Source organism: Pusillimonas minor, from assembly GCF_014237865.1.
Classification (GTDB): domain Bacteria; phylum Pseudomonadota; class Gammaproteobacteria; order Burkholderiales; family Burkholderiaceae_B; genus Neopusillimonas; species Neopusillimonas minor.
Window position 1 is genome coordinate 36,528 of the sequence record NZ_JACJUU010000002.1, and the last position, 19,278, is coordinate 55,805.

Here is a 19,278-nt window from a genome sequence, read left to right on the forward strand (position 1 = left end):
CTTACGAAGTAACCGCCATGAGCAACAGTATAGAGAATAAGACGCCGGCCCTGCGAGACCGCCTGAAAGCGTTACGTTTAGCGCAGGACCCGAACGAGGCGCGACGCGGTGCGTTACTGATGCGCGGACGCCTGTTTACCTGGCTGGCCACCACGCGCGACGCACTAAAAAAGGCAGGCAAGCCCGCACCTAAAAATATTGCTGCATTTTGGCCTATTGCTCAAGAGCCCGACCTGACGCCATTGTTATACCAGTGGGTTGAAGAAGAAGACATCACGGTATCGTTACCCGTCGTAACCGGCCCCGAACAACCGCTGACGTTTCGGTTATGGACACCGGATACCGACATGAAGCCTGGCGCATTTGGCATTGCCGAACCCGCGGGCGAACAGGCGCCGGCGCCCGACGTCATTTTGGTGCCTACATTGGGCTTTACCCGCAAGGGCGACCGGGTAGGCTACGGTAAAGGCTACTACGACCGCACCCTGACCAACCTGAAAGCACAGGGCCATGCTTTTGTGGCACTAGGCATTGCTTGGGCTTGCGGCGATATCGACCGCATGGGCGATGTTGTCTACGAGTCTCATCCTCACGACTACCGGCTGGACGGCATTTTGACGGACAAAGGCTGGGCGCTGAAACTGCCCGAATAATAAAAACCGTCTAATAAAAAACGCCGGTACAACCGTACCGGCGTTAAGCATGCTGACAACCATGCCGCCAAAGACGCATCAGCCTAGCTTCAGGTCATGTGCAATGGCCAGTGTGGCTTCTGCCGTATTTAATGTGTAAAAGTGCAGGCCTGGCACACCGCCGTCGAGCAAACGTTGGCACATGTGCGTAATGACATCTTTACCGAAGGCCTTGATCGAGGCCAGGTCACCCTGGTAGTCGGCCAGGCGTTGGCGGATCCAGCGCGGAACCTCGGCCCCGCACATATCGGAGAACCGCAACAACTGAACCTGATTGGTGATGGGCATGATGCCCGGCACAATAGGAACATTAACCCCTTTGGCCTGCGCCCTATCGACAAAGTCGAAATAAGCGTCGGCATTAAAGAAGTACTGCGTAATGGCTGCATTGGCACCCGCATTAACCTTGCTGACAAAATGATCAAGGTCGGACTGCGCACTTTTGGCCTGCGGATGCACTTCGGGATAAGCCGCTACCTCGATATGGAACCAGTCGCCAGAGTACTCGCGAATAAAACGGACGAGGTCGACGGCATAATGCAAATCGCCGCTATCGATGCCCATGCCCGAAGGTGGGTCGCCACGCAAGGCAACCACACGCCGTACTCCAGTGTTGCGGTAGGCATCAAGAATATCGGCCAGTACACTTCGGGTTGAGCCCACACACGACAAATGCGGTGCGGTATCGAACCCCAATCCCTGCATCAGGCGAACGGCCTCGGCAGTGCCTTCGCGCGTTGAACCGCCCGCACCAAACGTTACGCTGACATACGCCGGGTTTAACGCCGACAACCTGCGCGCCGCCACAGACAGCTTTTCTTGAGCAGCGGCATCGCGCGGAGGAAAGAACTCTAGGCTTAGCGCCTTGGAAGCATTCATTGTGAAATCAACCTGGACAAGAGCCCCGAGACAATGCTGTATACAAATGCACCCAACAAGGCCCACCAAAAGCCATTGACCTGAAAGCCTTTGAGAATGGAGCCGGCAAACCAGAACACCAGCGCATTAAGTACCAGCAAAAACAGCCCCAGGGTCACGATAGTGATGGGCAGCGTCAGCAGAACCAACAGAGGCTTGACCAGGGTATTGAGCAAGCCCAGAACCAGCGCGGCCACAAGGGCCGATCCAAACGATGCCACCGTGATACCAGGCAGAACATACGCCACGACCAGCAGTGCGACTGCGTTGAGAATCCATATCAGCAAAATTTCCATGGTCAGCCTCCGTTGAAGTTCAAGGTTTAATAGCGGTAGTGATCGGGCTTATAAGGGCCGTCGACCGACACGTTAATGTACGCGGCTTGATGCTCGGACAATGTCGTGAGGTTTACACCCAGCTTTTTAAGGTGCAGGCGAGCAACTTTCTCGTCGAGGTGCTTGGGCAAGACGTAAACTTCGCCGTTTTTGTAGGCATCGCCACGGGTGAATAGCTCGATTTGAGCAATGGTTTGGTTGGTGAACGAAGCCGACATTACGAACGACGGATGACCTGTCGCACAACCCAGGTTTACCAGACGGCCCTGCGCCAGCAGAATAATGCGTTTGCCGTCGGGGAAAATGACGTGATCGACCTGAGGCTTGATTTCTTCCCACTCAAGGTCTTCGATGGCTGCGACGTCGATCTCGTTGTCGAAGTGACCGATATTGCAAACAATAGCCTGGTCTTTCATGCGTTCCATGTGGGCGCGCGTAATGACGTGGTAGTTACCGGTAGCCGTCACGAAAATGTCAGCCTTGTCGGCAGCTTCTTCCATGGTGACCACTTTGTAGCCTTCCATCGAGGCCTGCAAGGCGCAGATAGGGTCGATTTCGGTAACCCAAACCTGGGCACGCAGCGCGGCCAGCGCCTGAGCGCAGCCCTTGCCGACGTCGCCAAAGCCCACGACAACAGCGATTTTGCCGGCGACCATGACGTCGGTCGCGCGCTTGATGCCGTCGACCAGCGATTCGCGGCAACCATAAAGGTTGTCGAACTTGGACTTGGTCACCGAATCATTGACGTTGATGGCAGGGAACGCCAGTTCGCCTTTTTTGGCCATTTGATACAAGCGGTTCACGCCCGTCGTGGTTTCTTCGGTAACCCCTTTGATTTGCGCCAGACGCACGGAATACCAGGTGGGGTCAGTAGCCAGACGCGCCTTGATGGCAGCAAACAGCACACGCTCTTCTTCACTGCCGGGGTTAGCCAGAACGGAAATATCTTTTTCGGCCTTGGTACCCAAATGCAGCATGAGCGTGGCGTCACCACCATCGTCGAGAATCATGTTGGCTTGCTGGCCATTGGGCCACTCGAACAGCTTGTGGGTGTACTGCCAGTATTCTTCGAGGGTTTCGCCCTTGACGGCGAAGACAGGAATGCCTGCAGCGGCAATGGCTGCGGCGGCGTGGTCTTGCGTAGAGAAAATATTGCACGATGCCCAGCGCACTTCGGCACCCAAGGCGACCAGGGTTTCGATAAGCACACCAGTTTGGATGGTCATGTGCAGGCTGCCAGCGATACGGGCGCCTTTAAGCGGTTGCGCGGCAGCGTATTCTTCGCGCGTGGCCATCAAGCCGGGCATTTCGGTTTCGGCAATGGCGAGTTCACGACGACCCCAGCCGGCCAGCCCGATATCGGCAACGATGTAATCTTTGAAATTGGTGTCAGCAACAGTGTTCATGGAAAAATTCCTTAAACCTGCCGAGACCGGTGCGGAGCAACGATTTTGCCCACCCCACCCGGCCAGCAGGTGATGATGAGCGCCGTTGAACAAAAGAAACGACCCTGAGCCTAGCGGGGAGTATCCCGTCGCAGCGCCCCTCAGGGTGGTGTCATTGTAGCGTAATTGCCAGCGTTATCTAGCCCTGACGGCGCGGATAACCCTGGCTTTTGATGCGCGCCCAGACGACGCGCTTCTCGTCTTCAGACAAAAAAACCCAGTTGGCCACTTCCATGGCTGTTCGTCCGCAGCCGCGACAAATGTCGTCGTACAAGGTAGAGCATACGGCGACACACGGCGAGTCGGTAGGAGACAAGCTGTGATTGTCGTCGTGGTCGCGGCTGGACGAGGACATTACAGGCCCTTTCTAAGCAAATCGGCCTTGTCTGTGGCTTCCCAGGTGAACTCGGGCTCGGCACGGCCAAAGTGACCATAAGCTGCTGTCTTGCCATAGATAGGGCGCAACAGGTTCAGCATGTTGATGATGCCGCGCGGGCGCAGGTCGAAGTGTTCACGGACCAACAGAGCGATTTTGTCGTCGCCGACAACACCGGTACCGTTGGTGTTGACCGTAATGTTGATGGGCTCGGCCACGCCGATGGCGTAGCTGATTTGTACCTGGCACTGACGCGCCAGACCCGCTGCAACAATGTTTTTGGCCACATAACGCGCAGCATAAGCAGCCGAGCGGTCGACCTTTGAGGGGTCTTTACCCGAGAACGCGCCGCCACCGTGGGGGCAAGCGCCACCATAGGTATCGACGATAATTTTGCGACCGGTCAGGCCGCAATCGCCCTGCGGTCCGCCGATGACGAAAATACCGGTGGGGTTGATCATGAACCGGGTTTTGTCAGTTAACAGACCGTCGGGGAAGCAAGGCTTGATGATCTGCTCGATGACGGCTTCGCGAATATCGGCCTGGGAGATTTCAGGGTGGTGCTGGGTGGACAGTACGACGGTGTCGACCTCGACAGGCTTGCCGTTAACGTAGCGGAAGGTGACTTGCGACTTGGCGTCGGGGCGCAACCAGGGCAAACGGCCGTCTTTGCGCAATTCGCTTTGGCGTTGCACCAGACGGTGCGCGTACCAGATAGGTGCAGGCATCAGGTCGGGGGTTTCGTCGCACGCGTAGCCAAACATCAGGCCCTGGTCACCGGCGCCCTGGTCCATATTGGCCTCGGGGTTGCGGTCTACACCTTGGGCAATATCGGGCGACTGTTTGTCGTAGGCGACCAATACCGCACAACCTTTGTAGTCAATACCGTAGTCGGTGTTGTCGTAGCCGATGCGTTTGATGGTGTCGCGCGCGACCTGGATGTAGTCGACGTTGGCGGTTGTGGTGATTTCGCCGGCCAGTACGACCAGGCCGGTATTGCACAGGGTTTCTGCGGCAACACGGGCGTAAGGGTCTTGTTCGAAAATGGCGTCGAGAATCGCGTCGGAGATTTGGTCGGCGACCTTGTCGGGGTGGCCTTCGGAAACGGATTCTGAGGTAAAGAGGTAATCGTTGCTTGACACAGTGGACATCCTTCTAGGTTGGCCGTTTGGCGGCACAGAGGTTGAACGGGTTGCGTTGCACCTCGGATGCCAGGCTGTGAAGCTGCGATCAGGGCGCGACGCTTTAGCGGATTATTTTTCAGGGCAAAAGCTTGCGCCGCCGCCTTGGTATCGCCCCGCAAGTTGTCGGTTAACTCAGCGATACTTTTCATTTTAAGCGAAAATAGTCTTTTGTTTCATTTGCCGGTCTGAGACTGCCGCCACTTACCACTCATGCTGCTTTTCCTGTTACGTTTGCTGGCCTCGGTTCCGCTACCTGTGTTGCACGCTATCGGTCGGGTTGCGGGGCGCCTGGTGTATGCCCTGCCGGGCAAATATCGCGACCGCCTGCAGGCCAATGCCCGCCAGGCGGGCTACAACAGCCCGGCCTTTGCCCGGGCTGCGGCAGCGCAAGCCGGCGCTATGATCATGGAGCTGCCCAAGGTATGGCTGCGTAACACCGAGTGCCTGTCAAAAGTCGTGACCGACGAAGATGAGGTGGTTAAAGCGGCCCTTGCCGAGGGGCGCGGGATTCTTTATCTCACGCCTCATCTGGGCTGCTTCGAGATCACCGCCCGCTACCTTACCCAGCATGGGCCCATTACCGTCATGTTCAGGCCGCCACGCAAACCCGTGCTGGCGCCGGTCATGGATGCCGCCCGCAACACGTCGGGCGTCAAAGCCGTACCTGCCAACATGCAAGGCGTACGCGAATTCGTCCGGGCGCTCAAGCGCGGCGAGGCGGTGGGCATGCTGCCCGACCAGGTCCCGACCCAAGGCGATGGCGTATGGGCCCCGTTTTTTGGTCGGCCGGCATACACCATGACGCTGGCGGGAAAACTGGCCGCGCAAACCGGCGTTGCCGTTATCTTGATGGCAGGCGAACGTCTCCCCAAAGGCAAAGGCTGGCGCCTGCACTACAGCCGCCTGCCCGAGCCCTTACCCACCGATGCTGCAGGCCAGGCACGGTTGATCAATGCGGCCATGGAAACCCTCATCCGTAAATTTCCGACGCAATACCTCTGGAGCTACAAGCGGTATAAGGTCCCTGAAGGCGCCCCGCCGCCACCTGAAACCGGGCTTTAGCTCACCTGTAGCCTATGAAAATCAATAAAGCGCGCGCGCTGCGTGCCCTGTTCACCTATTTTGGGCGATGCCCAACGGCAACGCGCCTGCGCTGGGCGCGCGTGCTGGGCTGGCTTGCGCCTAGGCTTATGAAGTCGCGCGCCCACATTGTGCGCACTAATTTGCGCCTGTGCTTTCCCGAATGGACTGACACCGAACGCGAAACCGTTTTGCAGCGGCATTTCCGTTTGCTGGCCCTGTCCATCATCGACCGGGGCCTGATCTGGTTTGGCAGCCCCGATCGCGTACGTCAAACCGTCCAGCTGTCAGGCTACGAACACCTTGAGCAACACGTCAAGGCCGGCGAGAAAGTCATTATTCTGGCCCCGCACTTTGTCGGCCTTGATGCTGCAGGCACCCGTGTCACCATGGACTCGCCCCAAACGGCAACGTTTTATACGCCATCCAGCGACGCCGACATCGACGATCTGATGCGCGAAGGCCGGTCGCGCTTTAACGAATCATTTCTGATCAGCCGGCACGACGGTGTGCGCGGGCTGATCCGCCTGTTACGCAAAGGCATCCCCGTGTATTACCTGCCCGACATGGATTTTGGTATTGAAGGGGCCGCATTTGTACCTTTTTTTGGGTTGCAGGCGGCCACGCTGCTCAGTACGGCTCAAATCGCACGCTCCTGGAACGCGAAGGTGCTGCCTATCGTCAGCCGTCTTGACGAGCACACCGGCATCTACCATGTCGAGCTGATGCCGCCCATCCCTGACTTCCCCGGCAACGACGGCCCCGAAGCCGACACGGCACGTATCAATGCCTTGCTCGAGGGCTGGATTCGCAAAGATCCGGCCCAGTATTATTGGGTTCACCGCCGTTTTAAAACACGCCCGCCCGGCGAACCCAAACCCTATTAGGCGTATTTGTCATGATCTGGAATTTCACCAAAATGCATGGCGCCGGCAACGACTTTGTCGTTCTTGACGGCGTCCGACAACCTATCGAAATGACCCCAGAGCGCGCTCGCGCCCTGGCCGACCGCCACTTTGGCGTGGGCGCAGACCAGTTGTTGCTGGTCGAAAACCCAAGCCACCCCGAGGCCGATTTCAGATACCGGGTCTTTAATGCAGACGGCAGTGAAGTCGAGCACTGCGGCAATGGCGCCCGCTGCTTTGTGCGCTTTGTCCACGAGCAAGGACTGTCGCGCCGAAACCCGTTGCGCGCAGAAATATGCACCGGGCTCATTACCCTGAATGAATCTGAAACCGGGGAAGTGACTGTCGATATGGGGCAAACCCGCTTTCAGCCTGCTGATGTCCACTTCATGACGCGCGGGCTGGTCAATGCCCCGCTGCATCACGACACGCTATGGACACTGCCCCTGCCCGATGGCGACAGCGTCGATATTTCACTGGTCGCCATTTCCAACCCGCATGCGGTTCAGGTGGTCGACAATGTCGATACCGCGCCAGTCGCCACGGTGGGCCCCATCATCGAATCGCATCCACGGTTCACCCAACGCATCAATGCCGGGTTCATGCAAGTCGTCGACCGTCACACCATCAAGCTTCGCGTCTATGAGCGCGGGGCCGGCGAAACACTGGCCTGCGGCACAGGCGCCTGCGCCGCCGCGGTTGCCGGCATTCGTCGCGGGCTGCTCGACAGCCCCGTGGCTGTACACACCCGGGGCGGGCTGCTAACCATTGCCTGGGACGGCGACAGCCTGCAAATGACGGGCCCCGCCACCACTGTGTTTACCGGCCAGATCGACATTGATAAGCTTACGCAAAATTATTTACAAAAGGATGCTGCCACGCCATGACGACAACCCACCTGAGCGCCGACGAGGTCGCCCTGTTTCTGCGCGAGAACCCCGGCTTTTTTCATGAGCATGCAGACGTTTTCGCCGACCTGCGGGTACCCCACCCTCACGAAACCCGTGCCATCTCGCTGGGCGAGCGCCAGATTCTTACGCTTCGCGCCAAAGCCAAAGACCTCGAATGGAAACTGTCCGGGCTGATCAATAACGCATCAGGGAATGAAAAAATCAGTCGCACCCTGACGGCCTGGTGCGCCCGCATGCTGGCCGAACCCGATGCCGAGAAAATACCGGCACACATCATTGACAGCCTGGCCAGCTTGTTCGAACTGCCTGACACCACCCTGCGACTCTGGGAGGGCGGCACCAAGGTGCCTGAGCGCTTCACGCAAGACGTATCAGACGACATCCGGCAGTGGGCGCAGGCACTTCCCAACCCTTACTGCGGGCCAACCGAAGGCCATGCGGTGTCGGCCTGGCTGGGCGACAATGCACAATCGATGGCGGTCGTCCCATTGCGCGACCCCGCATCGGGCAAACTGCTGGGGTTGCTGGTGATCGGGTCCGCCGAAGCCGATCGTTTCGAACCCGACATGGGAACGGCCTTCCTGGAAATTATTGGTGAGCTGTCAGCCTCGGCACTGACCCGCCTGCTTGACCCGCACTGATGAGCACGGCCGAACCGGTTAACCGCTGGCTGCAGTACCTGGCGTCTGAACGGCGTTACTCGGCGCACACCATCAGCGGTTACCGGCAAGACCTCTTTCTGCTGCAAAACCTTTATCCCGACACGCCCTTAAACCAGCTTTCAAACGGGCAACTGCGGCAAGCGGTTGCCCGTTTGCACAGCGAGGGTCACAAGCCCCGCAGCCTGGCCCGGGCCCTGGCGGCCTGGCGAGGGTTCTACCAATGGTGGGCACCGCAAATCGGCCTGGCCCACAACCCGGCCACCGACATCCGCGCACCAAAAATCCCCAGGTCACTGCCCAAAGCGCTTTCTGTCGAGCAAACACAAGTATTGCTCGACAGGCCCAACCTGCCGGCGCCCCACACACCCATCGAGTGCCGCGATCAGGCCATGTTTGAAGTGCTGTATTCGGCCGGCTTACGGCTGTCAGAACTGACCAGCCTGGACACGCACTATGTGCACACAACGCAGTACACGTCGGGCAGCTGGCTGCAGCTTGCCGACGCCGAGGTCGTGGTAACCGGGAAAGGCGGCAAAACGCGGCACGCGCCCTTGGGCCGGCAAGCCATTGCCGCCCTTGAACGCTGGCTGGCCTTGCGTGCAGACATGCTCAAGCCCCAAACCGGCCTGACCCCTGGTGATCGGGCGGCATTGTTTTTGGGCGAGCGCGGAAAAAGAATTTCAGGGCGTGTGGTACAGCTTCAGCTGAACAAGCTGGCCCAGCTGGCGGGGTTGCCCGTTAATGTGCACCCGCACAGCTTAAGACACAGCTTTGCCAGCCATTTGTTGCAATCGGCGCAAGATTTGCGCGCCGTGCAAGAGCTGCTGGGTCATGCCAATATTGCCACGACGCAAATTTATACGCGTCTGGATTTTCAGCATTTAGCCAAGGTTTACGACCAGGCACACCCGCGGGCAAGCCGCCGGCACAACAACACAAGCGGTACGTCGGCAGCCGAGGTTACGGCTTCAGCGAAAAAATCAACTGACCCGCGTTCCACTTGAACATTCCCAGATACGTTCCGGCGGGGCGATCAGTTACGTCTAGGGTATCTGCGTAAAGCGTTCCACCCACTTTGGCCCCTGTTTCGCGCGCAATCTGGTTGATCACCCGCGACGACAGCGCTTTTTCGGTAAACAGTGCCGCACTTTTGGTTTTCTTGATTTCGCGAATCAAACGTGCAATGTCGCGCGCGGAAGGTTCAGCGTCCGATGCCAGACCGGCAACGGAAACAAAAGTAATGTCATATGCCTGCCCGAAGTAGCCGAAGGCGTCGTGCGGCGTAACGACCTTGCGCCGCTCTACGGGTATGGCCGCCAGCGACTGCCGGATTTCGTTATGGAGCTTTTCCATTTCGGTCACATAAATATCGGCGCGAGCCTGATAACCCGCCCGATTAACCGGATCGACCCGCGACAGGCCGTTGGCGATATTGCGAGCGTACTTTACGCCGTTCTGGAGGTCTTGCCAGGCATGTGGATCGACGGACGCTGCGCCGTCGGCCTTGTCGTCGTGCCCGTGCGAATGCCCATGGTCGTGGTCGTGGTCCAGTTGACGCGGGGTGACGCCGGTCGAGGCCACAATTTCATGCCCGTTGAACCCGGACGCACGCAAGAGCCGGGGCATCCAGGCCTCGAACCCCAGACCGTTCATCACCACAACATTGGCCTCGGCCAGCACGCGACTGTCGGATGCCGATGGCTCATGCGAATGCGCGTCGGCATTGGGGCCGATCAGGGTCGTGACCTGAACGTTTTCGCCACCGATCACCTTAACCATGTCACCCAGGATGGAGAAGCTGGCAACGACCTTCAAGGGTTCGGCAGTCGCCGACAACGGGGCTGCCAACGCCGCAGCCAGTAAGCCCAGGCCTACCGCGCAAAGCCGTCGTAAACGTGCAAACCCGGCTTGTCCGGGCACCCCACCAGCGTTTAAAAACATAACCACCCTCTTCACTTAACCTAATTGGGAATTGACGCCATATGCCGACGACGCGCCCGTGCCTGGCGGGCAGCCTGCAACAACCCACCTTGCGGCCCGGCGCACAGCGAGACAAAGTAAAACAAGCCCGCCGAAAGAATAATGGCCGCAGATGCGGGCACATTGACGTAGTACGAAACCAGCAAACCCACATACGCGGATGCCGCCCCCACGCACCCGGAAAAAATCATTTGCGCGCCAACCGACCTGACCCAGAAGCGGGCTGCAGCTGCCGGCAGCATCATGATGCCCACCACCATGAGCGTGCCCAACACCTGAAACCCCGACACCAGCGTCAGCACAAGCAAAAACAAAAACACCAGATAACTGATCGAACCATGGCCACGCTCAGCACGCAAAAACCCGGGATCCAGGCATTCGGCAACCAACGCCCGAAAGATCAGGGCCAGCACGATCAGCGTGACACTGGCCGTTACGGTAACCAGGAGCAAGGCATTGTCATCCAGCCCAAGCACGCTACCAAACAAGACATGGATCAAGTCCATGTTCGAGCCCCGTAACGAGACCAGCAACACCCCAAGGCCCAGCGACACCAGATGAAAGGCAGCAAAACTGGCATCTTCGCGCTGGGGCGTTAACCGGGACACCAATCCGGCCAACCCCGCCACCAACAGGCCGGTCACCACGCCCCCCAATGCCATGGCCCACAATGACAGGCCCGCAACCATGAAGCCTACCGCCACACCGGGCAGAATCGCGTGCGCCATCGCGTCGGCCATGAGACTGACACGTCGCAAAATAAGAAACACACCTAACGGGCCAGCGGCAAACGCCAGCGAAAACGAGCCCGCCAGCGCCCTTCGCATGAAGGCAAACTCGATAAAGGGCGAGACCAACACCTCGAACACGCCGTTCACAGGTAGTCTCCCGCACACAAATGGCGCGCAAAATGCAGGTTCTCGGGCGTGAGCACTTGATTTGTGTCGCCCCAACCCACCACTTGCCCGGCCAGCAACAACGCCTTCGGGAACAATGATCGCACCATATCGAGATCGTGCAATACGGCAATTACCGTACGCCCCTCGGTGTTCCATTGGTGCAGCAGCGCCAGCAGGTCTTCGGTCGTGTGGGTATCGACGGCGGCAAACGGCTCGTCGAGAATCAGCACCTGGGCGTCGTGCAGCATCAGCCGGGCAAACAGCGCCCGCTGCAACTGCCCGCCAGACAGCGTCCCGATAATGCGACGACCAAAATCGGCCAGGCCCACGGTTTCGAGGGCGTGTTGAACGCGGTCGTGCTCGGCCGTCGATACACGGCGCCACCACCCCACCCTGCGCCATGCGCCCATGGCGACCAGGTCGTAAACGGTGATGGGAAACGTCTTGTCGAGATCGCCCACTTGCGGCAAGCAGGCCACCTTGCCGTCAACATTGGCGGCCAGCCGGATCGTACCGCGCACCGGGCTTAATACCCCCATAAGGCCCTTCACCAGGGTGGATTTACCGGCCCCGTTCGGGCCCACCAGCGCCGTCAATGATCCTCGCTCGAAGGTGCCCGTGACATCGCGCACAGCAATACGGTCTCGCCAACCCAGCGAAACGTGGTCCAGTTCAATAACGGGGGAGGTCACGACCCTACCACCACTGCATGGCCCAACCGGTCAGTGCCCACAGCGCAAGCACAACCAGGGCAACGCGCCACAGGCGGTCGAGACCCGACAACAAAATTGCCGAGCCGCGATAAGCGCCTTGTTTGCGCACAGCGCGCGAGAAAACAGACATAATAAGAGACAGGAAGAACCACTTGGCCAGAAGGGTTATGTTATAACATACCGCGGCCAACCCATACTATGCCACGCAAAGCCACCACACCTGCCGCACAAATCGCGGCGCAACTCGACACCGCCGAAACCCTGTGCAACCAGCGGGGAAGGCGCCTGACGCCCATTCGTCGCAAAGTGCTCGAAATTCTGTTACGCCGCCAGCGCAGCGTAAAGGCTTACGAGCTGCTTGAAGAAATTCGCGAAGTACAACCCGGCGCAGCCCCCCCCACGGTTTACCGCGCCCTCGATTTCCTTATTGCCGAAGGCCTGATCCACCGGCTTGATGCCGTTAACGCCTGGGCTGCGTGCATGGACGCTGCCGGCGACCCGCACGACATTCTGGTCATTTGCACCGAATGCGGCGCCGTCGCCGAATTCAGCGACCCGGTACTGCACCGCCAGCTGGCCAAAAAAGTAGCCGGCGCGGGGTTCGTACTCGACCACCACGAAACTGAGTTAAGGGCCCTGTGCAACCCGTGCCACCAAAAAACGCATGCGCACCCGTCCGCCGAAAAAGCGGCCCACAAACACGCCCATCAGTAGTTACCCGAAGCCCCGTTTTTTCTTTTAAATACAACGACTAACACAAAAGTTTGCTCTTCCGCTCGTGCTGTGATGTAATCGCACGTTGATTATTTTTCCGCGCGGTACAGAATAAAGTCGTAGTCGCTTCGCAAGCGCTTTGCAATATTCAGGCCGCGACTTGTGAGCTTTACAAATGAATACCGCAGTAAAAATCGACAAAATGGTGCCTGTCACCATTCTTACCGGGTTTCTGGGTGCCGGCAAAACCACTTTGCTCAAGCGCGTGCTGTCCGAAAACCACGGTCAGCGCATTGCCGTCATCGAAAACGAATTCGGGCCCGAAAGCATCGATAACGAGCTGCTGGTCCAGGAAAGCGACGAACAAATCATCGAGCTCAGCAATGGCTGCGTTTGCTGCACCGTACGCGGCGACCTGCAACGCACCCTGAACGAACTGCGCACCAAGCGCGAAGCCGGCGACATCAAGTTTGACCGCATCGTGCTCGAAACCACCGGCATGGCCAACCCCGGCCCCGTGTGCCAAACGTTCTTCATGGACGACGACATTGCCGACTACTACCGTCTTGACGCCGTTATTACGGTTGTTGACGCCAAGCACGGCATGGAAACGCTCGACCAGCAAGAAGAAGCGCAAAAACAGGTCGGGTTCGCGGACCGCATCCTGGTCTCGAAAAAAGACCTGGTCACCGAAGACGAATACCAGACGCTGCGCGCGCGCATTGTCCGCATCAACCCACGCGCGCCCATCAAGCCCGTGCACTTCGGCGAAGCCGACATCCGCGAAGTCCTCGATATCAGCGGGTTCAACCTGAACACCATTCTGGATATCGACCCCGACTTTCTTGCCGCCGAGCATCCCGACGCAGCACACGATCACGACCATGGTCACGACCACGCATGCGACGAACACTGCCATCACGACCACGATCATGGCCACGGTCATGGTCATGGCCACCATCACGCGCATCACAACGACGACATCGGCGCCTTCGTCTATCGCTCGAATAAAGCCTTCGACCCCGAACGCCTGGAAGAATTTCTGGGCGGTATTGTGCAGGTCTACGGGCCCGACCTTCTGCGTTACAAAGGCATTCTGTTTATTAAAGGCATCAATCGCCGCATGCTGTTCCAGGGCGTGCACATGATGATGGGTGCCGAACCTGGCAAAGCCTGGCTCGCCAACGAAAAGCCCAATACCAAAATGGTATTCATCGGGCGCAAGCTCCCTGAGGACATCTTCCGTCAGGGCCTCGATAACTGTCTTGCCTGACCGTCAGTTTCGACGTTTCATTTTTAGGGGTACACCATGGCCACGAAGTCAGCCACCACCAAAGAAGAAGCTCAAACCAAGTTGCTCACCGAAAAAGAGCTCTTGGCCATGCCCGAGTCTGACTACATGAACGAGGCTCAACTGGCCTTCTTCAAGCACCGGCTAAAGCAGCTCGAGCAAGAAATTCTTACCAACGCCGACATCACCACCGAGCATCTGCGTGAAACGCAGTTTGTGCCCGACCCTGCCGACCGCGCCACCATCGAAGAAGAGCACGCACTCGAACTGCGCACGCGCGATCGCGAACGCAAGCTGCTCAAGAAGGTTCAGCAATCGCTGACCCTGATCGAGAGCGGTACCTACGGTTGGTGCGAAGAAACCGGCGAGCCCATTGGTATCCCCCGCCTGCTGGCCCGCCCCACCGCTACGCTGTCGCTCGAAGCCCAAGAACGTCGGGAAATGCGCCAGAAGCTCTACGGCGACTGACCTCTGCTCTGCGCAGGCCGCCCTGCTTTTACGCCTCGCGCAAGCAACGTAAGGGCCGGGCCAACGCGCTTTCGCATCATCAGCCATCGCAGACGCGATGGCTTTTTTTTGCCTGCCAGAGCAGCCGCGGTAGCGCGTCGGGGAACAGGCCAACACAGAAACGCCTCGTAACCTGCAACGGCTTGAACTCTGGCCCCCCGCCCCCACTTAATCAAATCAAGGGGAAAATCCATGGAACAATTTCACGCTACAACCATTATTTGCGTTCGTCGAGGCAACCAGGTTGCTATTGGCGGCGACGGCCAGGTTACCCTGGGCAACATCGTTTTCAAGGGCACGGCGCGCAAAATCAGGCGTCTGTATCACGACCGCGTACTGGCAGGCTTTGCGGGCGCCACCGCCGATGCTTTCACGCTGCAAGAGCGCTTCGAGGGCAAACTTGAAAAGCACCAAGGTAACCTGATGCGCGCTGCCGTCGAACTCACCCGCGACTGGCGCACCGACCGGGTATTGCGTCGCCTCGAGGCCATGTTAATTGTGGCCGATGCAGATCATTCTTTGGTCTTAAGCGGCAATGGCGACGTGCTCGAACCCGAACACGGCCTGGCCGCCATCGGTTCGGGCGGTGCTTATGCGCAATCTGCCGCACTGGCCCTGCTTAAAAATACCGATCTGCCCCCTGCAGACATCGTCAAGAAATCACTCGAGATCGCGGGCGATTTGTGTATTTACACAAACCAGAACCACGTCATCGAGACGCTTTAAGAGAAACATTATGTCCGCCCTCAACATGACCCCCGGCGAAATCGTCTCTGAGCTCGACAAACACATTGTTGGCCAGAACAAGGCCAAAAGATCCGTCGCCGTTGCGCTGCGCAACCGCTGGCGACGCCAGCAAGTGCCTCAGCCCTTGCGCACCGAAATCGTCCCTAAGAACATTTTGATGATCGGGCCTACCGGCGTTGGCAAAACCGAAATTGCCCGCCGCCTGGCCAAACTAGCCAATGCGCCCTTCATCAAGGTCGAGGCCACCAAATTCACAGAGGTGGGTTATGTCGGCCGTGACGTTGACACCATTATTCGCGACTTGATCGAAGTCTCGATCAAACAGACCCGCGAACAGGAAATGCGTCGGGTACGCACACAGGCCGAAGACGCCGCCGAAGACCGCATTCTTGATGTACTGATTTCGCCGCCGCGCAATGCGCAAGGCGAACCGGTTCGCGAAGAAAACTCGGCGCGGCAAACCTTTCGCAAGCGGCTGCGCGAAGGCCAGATCGACGATCTGGAAATTGAAATTGAAGTGCAGCAAGCCATGCCCCAAATGGAAATCATGGCACCGCCCGGTATGGAAGAAATGACCGAGCAGCTGAAAGGCATGTTTGCCGGCCTGGGCCGCGAGAAAAAGAAAACGCGCAAAATGGCCGTAAAAGAGGCCTTCAAGCTGATTACCGAAGAAGAGGCCGCCAAGCGCATCAACGAAGAAGAGCTGCGTGCCACGGCGGTAACCAATGCCGAACAGAACGGCATCGTCTTTCTGGATGAAATCGACAAGATCACAACGCGGCAAGAGCAATCGGCGGGCGACGTATCGCGTCAGGGCGTCCAGCGCGACCTGCTGCCCCTGGTCGAGGGGACATCGGTTAACACCAAGTACGGGGTTGTGCGTACCGACCACATTCTGTTCATTGCATCCGGGGCGTTCCACCTGTCGCGTCCGTCCGACCTCATCCCCGAACTGCAAGGCCGTTTTCCCATCCGGGTTGAGCTTGACTCGCTAACCGCACAAGACTTTGTGCGAATTCTGTGCGATACCGACGCGTCGCTGACCAAACAGTACACCGCACTGCTGGCCACTGAAGAAGTTGCCCTTGAGTTTACCGACGAAGGCGTACAACGGCTGGCCGAGCTGGCGTTTGATGTAAACGAACGCACTGAAAACATTGGTGCGCGCCGGCTGTACACCGTCATGGAAAAGCTGCTGGAAGACCTGTCGTTCGAGGCGCCCGCCAACAGCGGGAAGACGGTAACCATAGACGCCGCCTTCGTGAACGAAAAACTGCAAGAAGCCGCCAGTAAAGAAGACCTGGCGCGCTACGTACTATAGAGGTTTAGCCTGGCGCGCGGGTAAGCAGCGCTTTACAACCAACCCAGCCACAACACAAAAAAGCCCAAGAGACGGAAATACCGGATCTTGGGCTTTTTTAATGACATAAAGCGGTGATGTTGCGCACCGCACCCAAAAGTGCGGCGGCGCGCCCCACTGTTTACTTGATGTTGATCAGTTTCCAGCCACCGTTATTTACCTGCACCAGCGCGGCTGCACGCTCGTCGACACCGGTGTGGTCTTTAGGCGTCATTTTGTAAATACCATGAACGCCGACCACCTCGTTGCCAGATTCAAGTGCATCGCGGATTGCGGCACGGAACTCTTGTGTACCTGGCTTGGCTTTTTTGGCCGCTTCGCGAACGGCTTGATCGCCGATCAGGTAGGCATCCCACGAATAGGCCGCAAACGCACTAACGCTGCCCTTGCCGTATTTGTCTTCATAGCGCTGACGGAAATCGAGCGCAACCTTTTTAATTGGGTTGCTGTCGTCGAGCTGCTCGGCGATGATGACCGGACCGGTAGTGGCATAGCCACCCTCGACGGCTTTGCCACCCACACGCAGGAAGTCTTTATTGATGACCGCTGGGTTGTGATAAATAGGGCCCTTATAGCCGCGCTCGCGCAGGGCGGTATGGGGCAACGCAGCTGGCGTACCCGAACCGCCAATAAGCACGGCATCGGGCTTGGCGGCAAGAATCTTCAAAATTTGACCAGCGACGCTGGTGTCGTTACGAACGTAGCGTTCTTCAGCAACGATTTCGATGTCGTTGCCCGGCACGTTCTTGAATCCGTTAATGACCAAATCGCCCCACGAGTCGGTAAAGCCGATGAAACCGACTTTTTTAACGCCGTTGGCCTGCATGTGGCGCACCACGGGCACCGACATGATGTTCATGGGCTGCGGGATGGAGAACGTCCAGGGGCTGGTGTCGGGCTTGAGCGGTGTGGGCGTTAAAGCAATTTGAGGCACTTTGGCTTCGTTGGTGACCTCGGATACCGCAACAGCCGTGGGCACGTTGCCCGAACCGAAAATCAGGTCGACCTTGTCTTCTTGAATGAGTTTGCGCGCTTGCTTGGTGGCCAGCGTGGTGTCGGTGGCGTCGTCGAGCATGATGTAGCGGGCTTTCAGGCCACCCAAGGTGTCGGGAACCATATTGAACGTGCTTTTGTACGGAATACCCAGCGAGGCGCCCGGGCCGGTTTCACCCACAATAAGGCCCACGGTGATTTCGTTGGCCATGACTGCCGATGCGGGCACCATAGCGGCCAATGCGAACGCGATAAAAGTCTTTTTCATTGCATGTCTCCTGCAGTTTATATAAGTCGTTAAAGGGTTTACTGCTGTTTTAATAGATGCGCTGCTTATCTTGCAGCTTTTTAAACTTGGGGCCTAAAAGCCCAGCTGTCTTGAAACGATGAGCCGCATGATGTCTCCGGTGCCGCCGCCAATCATGGGGAAGTACGAATCGCGCAAAAAACGCTGGGCCGGATACTCATTCATCAAACCATAGCCACCATATACCGACATGGCCATTTCGCACACTTCGTGACAACCCTCGGCAGCGACAATTTTTGCAATGGCCGCCTCGGTGGTTATTGATGCATTCTGGTCGGCCAAGGCCGCCGCATGGTAGGTGTACAAGCGGGCCTGTTCAAGTTTGGCCAGCATATCGACCAGCCTGAACTGAACCGCCTGGAATTTGCCAATGGGTTGCCCGAACTGCTCGCGCTCTTTGGCATATTGCAACGCGGCGTTGTAGGCTGCCTGCCCGCCGCCCAGCGCCAGGGCGGCCGTAAAGATCCGGTCGACCGTCAGTGACTTGTAAGCATTTAAAAAGCTGCTGCCCGAACCGTTATTCAAATAATGGTCGTCGGGCACGAAGACGTTTTCAAAGACCAGTTCGCCGGTGTCGGAACTGCGTACCGAAAACTTGTCGAGCTTGCGTCCGACCGAGAAGCCGGGGCTGGTGGTATCGACCAGAAAGAGATCAAGGCCTTTAAGCCCTTTGGTCGGGTCGGTGGTGGCCACCACCGTAATGAAGTCGGCCACGGTACCGTTACTGGTAAACATTTTGGTACCGTTCAAGATATACCCGCCATCGACCCGGGTGGCGCGCGTACGCAAAGAAGCCGCGTCAGACCCTGAGTTAGGTTCGGTAATAGCAAATGCGGCTACCTTTTCACCCCGCAACGCAGGCTTCAGATACTTGTCGTGCAGGCTTTCGTTACCCCACTGAAAAATAGTGTGGGTAGCGGTAGAGCCTTGCATGCAGGCGCCTGCCGCAAAACTCATCGACCCGCGCGCCAGCTCTTCGCACAAAATAGTGAAACAAGTGTAGGGGTACTTTAGACCGCTACCGCCCACCGATTCGGGGTACATCACCCCGTAATACCCCAGTTCGCCCAGCTCTTTAAACAAAGCATGAGAAAAATCAGCCTCGTGATCAATAGCTTCGGCCTGCGGCACCAAACGCTCATCGACCCACCGGGCAATATATGAACGAAACTCGGCAGCCTCGGCCTCGAGTTCGTCGCGGCTGAAATCGGCTCTTAATGCAGTAGTACCCATAGTTTTGTCTCTGTGTTGGTATGTTT

Annotated in this window: 22 protein-coding genes and 1 riboswitch; of the genes, 11 read left to right on the forward strand and 11 right to left on the reverse strand. The window is 57.9% G+C overall.

The genetic code is table 11. From position 1 onward, the window contains the following. Nucleotides 1-17 precede the first annotated feature (17 nt). Complete coding sequence (locus GTU67_RS02890; protein WP_185778676.1) at nucleotides 18-653, forward strand: 5-formyltetrahydrofolate cyclo-ligase; 636 nt, start codon at nucleotides 18-20, stop codon at nucleotides 651-653. 78 nt (nucleotides 654-731) lie between these two features. Here GTU67_RS02890 and metF read toward each other — a convergent pair whose 3' ends face one another. From metF to metK, 5 genes are all read right to left on the reverse strand, one after another. After that, complete coding sequence (metF, locus tag GTU67_RS02895; protein ID WP_185778677.1) at nucleotides 732-1,571, reverse strand: methylenetetrahydrofolate reductase [NAD(P)H]; 840 nt, start codon at nucleotides 1,569-1,571, stop codon at nucleotides 732-734. Next, nucleotides 1,568-1,906, reverse strand: coding sequence for a phage holin family protein (locus GTU67_RS02900; RefSeq protein ID WP_093970985.1), 339 nt, complete (start codon nucleotides 1,904-1,906; stop codon nucleotides 1,568-1,570). Before GTU67_RS02900 ends, metF begins: the two co-directional genes overlap by 4 nt. A 26-nt stretch (nucleotides 1,907-1,932) precedes the next feature. Continuing rightward, complete coding sequence (gene ahcY, locus GTU67_RS02905) at nucleotides 1,933-3,351, reverse strand: adenosylhomocysteinase (RefSeq protein ID WP_185778678.1); 1,419 nt, start codon at nucleotides 3,349-3,351, stop codon at nucleotides 1,933-1,935. A 70-nt stretch (nucleotides 3,352-3,421) separates the two neighbouring features. Next, nucleotides 3,422-3,499: riboswitch (S-adenosyl-L-homocysteine riboswitch) on the reverse strand. A 30-nt stretch (nucleotides 3,500-3,529) separates the two neighbouring features. Then, nucleotides 3,530-3,745, reverse strand: coding sequence for a DUF1289 domain-containing protein (locus GTU67_RS02910; RefSeq protein WP_185778679.1), 216 nt, complete (start codon nucleotides 3,743-3,745; stop codon nucleotides 3,530-3,532). Then, on the reverse strand, nucleotides 3,745-4,908 hold the full coding sequence (metK, locus tag GTU67_RS02915) for a methionine adenosyltransferase (RefSeq protein ID WP_185778680.1): 1,164 nt from the start codon (nucleotides 4,906-4,908) through the stop codon (nucleotides 3,745-3,747). Before metK ends, GTU67_RS02910 begins: the two co-directional genes overlap by 1 nt. A gap of 252 nt (nucleotides 4,909-5,160) precedes the next feature. On the opposite strand from metK, the gene GTU67_RS02920 reads away from it, so the two are divergent. From GTU67_RS02920 to xerC, 5 genes are read left to right on the forward strand one after another with little or no spacing between them, the layout of a single operon-like run. After that, a complete protein-coding gene (locus GTU67_RS02920; protein ID WP_185778681.1) occupies nucleotides 5,161-6,012 on the forward strand; it encodes a lysophospholipid acyltransferase family protein in 852 nt (283 codons plus the stop codon). A 14-nt stretch (nucleotides 6,013-6,026) separates the two neighbouring features. After that, a complete protein-coding gene (locus tag GTU67_RS02925) occupies nucleotides 6,027-6,917 on the forward strand; it encodes a lysophospholipid acyltransferase family protein (protein ID WP_185778682.1) in 891 nt (296 codons plus the stop codon). 11 nt (nucleotides 6,918-6,928) lie between these two features. Next, entirely contained in the window at nucleotides 6,929-7,822 is an 894-nt protein-coding gene (gene dapF / locus GTU67_RS02930; RefSeq protein ID WP_185778683.1) for a diaminopimelate epimerase, read from the forward strand. After that, entirely contained in the window at nucleotides 7,819-8,487 is a 669-nt protein-coding gene (locus GTU67_RS02935) for a DUF484 family protein (RefSeq protein WP_185778684.1), read from the forward strand. The genes dapF and GTU67_RS02935 overlap by 4 nt, the downstream gene beginning before the upstream one ends. Further along, the gene (xerC, locus tag GTU67_RS02940) at nucleotides 8,487-9,512 is read left to right on the forward strand and encodes a tyrosine recombinase XerC (protein ID WP_185778685.1); all 1,026 of its coding nucleotides are present in this window, start codon (nucleotides 8,487-8,489) and stop codon (nucleotides 9,510-9,512) included. Before GTU67_RS02935 ends, xerC begins: the two co-directional genes overlap by 1 nt. Here the strand turns inward: xerC and GTU67_RS02945 are convergent. The 4 genes from GTU67_RS02945 to GTU67_RS02960 are packed head-to-tail and all read right to left on the reverse strand — an operon-like array spanning nucleotide 9,469 to nucleotide 12,230. Then, nucleotides 9,469-10,449 carry a metal ABC transporter solute-binding protein, Zn/Mn family gene (locus tag GTU67_RS02945; protein WP_185778686.1) on the reverse strand — a complete coding sequence of 327 codons (981 nt, stop codon included), beginning with the start codon at nucleotides 10,447-10,449 and terminating at the stop codon, nucleotides 9,469-9,471. The two genes, xerC and GTU67_RS02945, sit on opposite strands and share 44 nt — an antisense overlap. Nucleotides 10,450-10,469: 20 nt before the next feature. After that, complete coding sequence (locus GTU67_RS02950; RefSeq protein WP_185779018.1) at nucleotides 10,470-11,315, reverse strand: metal ABC transporter permease; 846 nt, start codon at nucleotides 11,313-11,315, stop codon at nucleotides 10,470-10,472. A 47-nt stretch (nucleotides 11,316-11,362) separates the two neighbouring features. Continuing rightward, nucleotides 11,363-12,079: an ATP-binding cassette domain-containing protein gene (locus GTU67_RS02955; RefSeq protein ID WP_185778687.1), complete on the reverse strand. Its 717-nt coding sequence runs from the start codon at nucleotides 12,077-12,079 to the stop codon at nucleotides 11,363-11,365. Nucleotides 12,080-12,083: 4 nt separating this feature from the next. Then, a complete protein-coding gene (locus GTU67_RS02960) occupies nucleotides 12,084-12,230 on the reverse strand; it encodes a hypothetical protein (RefSeq protein ID WP_185778688.1) in 147 nt (48 codons plus the stop codon). 68 nt (nucleotides 12,231-12,298) lie between these two features. Between GTU67_RS02960 and GTU67_RS02965 the strand changes: the two genes are divergently transcribed. From GTU67_RS02965 to hslU, 5 genes are all read left to right on the forward strand, one after another. After that, nucleotides 12,299-12,814, forward strand: a complete 516-nt coding sequence (locus GTU67_RS02965) for a Fur family transcriptional regulator (RefSeq protein ID WP_185778689.1) — start codon at nucleotides 12,299-12,301, stop codon at nucleotides 12,812-12,814. A gap of 175 nt (nucleotides 12,815-12,989) precedes the next feature. Beyond that, nucleotides 12,990-14,087, forward strand: a complete 1,098-nt coding sequence (locus GTU67_RS02970) for a CobW family GTP-binding protein (RefSeq protein WP_185778690.1) — start codon at nucleotides 12,990-12,992, stop codon at nucleotides 14,085-14,087. A gap of 36 nt (nucleotides 14,088-14,123) precedes the next feature. Then, nucleotides 14,124-14,573: an RNA polymerase-binding protein DksA gene (dksA, locus tag GTU67_RS02975; RefSeq protein WP_185778691.1), complete on the forward strand. Its 450-nt coding sequence runs from the start codon at nucleotides 14,124-14,126 to the stop codon at nucleotides 14,571-14,573. A 231-nt stretch (nucleotides 14,574-14,804) separates the two neighbouring features. After that, nucleotides 14,805-15,338 carry an ATP-dependent protease subunit HslV gene (hslV, locus tag GTU67_RS02980; RefSeq protein WP_185778692.1) on the forward strand — a complete coding sequence of 178 codons (534 nt, stop codon included), beginning with the start codon at nucleotides 14,805-14,807 and terminating at the stop codon, nucleotides 15,336-15,338. 10 nt (nucleotides 15,339-15,348) lie between these two features. Beyond that, nucleotides 15,349-16,680, forward strand: coding sequence for an ATP-dependent protease ATPase subunit HslU (gene hslU / locus GTU67_RS02985; RefSeq protein WP_185778693.1), 1,332 nt, complete (start codon nucleotides 15,349-15,351; stop codon nucleotides 16,678-16,680). Between the two features lie 160 nt (nucleotides 16,681-16,840). Here the strand turns inward: hslU and GTU67_RS02990 are convergent, their stop codons facing one another. Both GTU67_RS02990 and GTU67_RS02995 read right to left on the reverse strand, forming a co-directional pair. Continuing rightward, nucleotides 16,841-17,980 (reverse strand): ABC transporter substrate-binding protein, encoded by a 1,140-nt coding sequence (locus tag GTU67_RS02990; protein WP_185778694.1) that lies wholly within the window; start codon nucleotides 17,978-17,980, stop codon nucleotides 16,841-16,843. Between the two features lie 93 nt (nucleotides 17,981-18,073). Then, nucleotides 18,074-19,252, reverse strand: coding sequence for an acyl-CoA dehydrogenase family protein (locus tag GTU67_RS02995; protein WP_185778695.1), 1,179 nt, complete (start codon nucleotides 19,250-19,252; stop codon nucleotides 18,074-18,076). Nucleotides 19,253-19,278 lie beyond the last annotated feature (26 nt).

What these genes read in the sequence shown, in the direction of transcription:
- xerC (WP_185778685.1), top strand. Translation starts at nt 8,487, where the DNA reads ATGAGCACGGCCGAACCGGTTAACCGCTGGCTGCAGTACCTGGCGTCT.
- GTU67_RS02965 (WP_185778689.1), top strand. Translation starts at nt 12,299, where the DNA reads ATGCCACGCAAAGCCACCACACCTGCCGCACAAATCGCGGCGCAACTC.
- GTU67_RS02990 (WP_185778694.1), bottom strand. Translation starts at nt 17,980, where the DNA reads ATGAAAAAGACTTTTATCGCGTTCGCATTGGCCGCTATGGTGCCCGCA.
- GTU67_RS02960 (WP_185778688.1), bottom strand. Translation starts at nt 12,230, where the DNA reads ATGTCTGTTTTCTCGCGCGCTGTGCGCAAACAAGGCGCTTATCGCGGC.
- hslV (WP_185778692.1), top strand. Translation starts at nt 14,805, where the DNA reads ATGGAACAATTTCACGCTACAACCATTATTTGCGTTCGTCGAGGCAAC.
- GTU67_RS02900 (WP_093970985.1), bottom strand. Translation starts at nt 1,906, where the DNA reads ATGGAAATTTTGCTGATATGGATTCTCAACGCAGTCGCACTGCTGGTC.
- GTU67_RS02910 (WP_185778679.1), bottom strand. Translation starts at nt 3,745, where the DNA reads ATGTCCTCGTCCAGCCGCGACCACGACGACAATCACAGCTTGTCTCCT.
- GTU67_RS02970 (WP_185778690.1), top strand. Translation starts at nt 12,990, where the DNA reads ATGAATACCGCAGTAAAAATCGACAAAATGGTGCCTGTCACCATTCTT.
- GTU67_RS02935 (WP_185778684.1), top strand. Translation starts at nt 7,819, where the DNA reads ATGACGACAACCCACCTGAGCGCCGACGAGGTCGCCCTGTTTCTGCGC.
- dapF (WP_185778683.1), top strand. Translation starts at nt 6,929, where the DNA reads ATGATCTGGAATTTCACCAAAATGCATGGCGCCGGCAACGACTTTGTC.
- GTU67_RS02920 (WP_185778681.1), top strand. Translation starts at nt 5,161, where the DNA reads ATGCTGCTTTTCCTGTTACGTTTGCTGGCCTCGGTTCCGCTACCTGTG.
- hslU (WP_185778693.1), top strand. Translation starts at nt 15,349, where the DNA reads ATGTCCGCCCTCAACATGACCCCCGGCGAAATCGTCTCTGAGCTCGAC.
- metF (WP_185778677.1), bottom strand. Translation starts at nt 1,571, where the DNA reads ATGAATGCTTCCAAGGCGCTAAGCCTAGAGTTCTTTCCTCCGCGCGAT.
- GTU67_RS02995 (WP_185778695.1), bottom strand. Translation starts at nt 19,252, where the DNA reads ATGGGTACTACTGCATTAAGAGCCGATTTCAGCCGCGACGAACTCGAG.
- GTU67_RS02925 (WP_185778682.1), top strand. Translation starts at nt 6,027, where the DNA reads ATGAAAATCAATAAAGCGCGCGCGCTGCGTGCCCTGTTCACCTATTTT.
- dksA (WP_185778691.1), top strand. Translation starts at nt 14,124, where the DNA reads ATGGCCACGAAGTCAGCCACCACCAAAGAAGAAGCTCAAACCAAGTTG.
- GTU67_RS02890 (WP_185778676.1), top strand. Translation starts at nt 18, where the DNA reads ATGAGCAACAGTATAGAGAATAAGACGCCGGCCCTGCGAGACCGCCTG.
- GTU67_RS02950 (WP_185779018.1), bottom strand. Translation starts at nt 11,315, where the DNA reads ATGCGAAGGGCGCTGGCGGGCTCGTTTTCGCTGGCGTTTGCCGCTGGC.
- ahcY (WP_185778678.1), bottom strand. Translation starts at nt 3,351, where the DNA reads ATGAACACTGTTGCTGACACCAATTTCAAAGATTACATCGTTGCCGAT.
- GTU67_RS02945 (WP_185778686.1), bottom strand. Translation starts at nt 10,449, where the DNA reads ATGTTTTTAAACGCTGGTGGGGTGCCCGGACAAGCCGGGTTTGCACGT.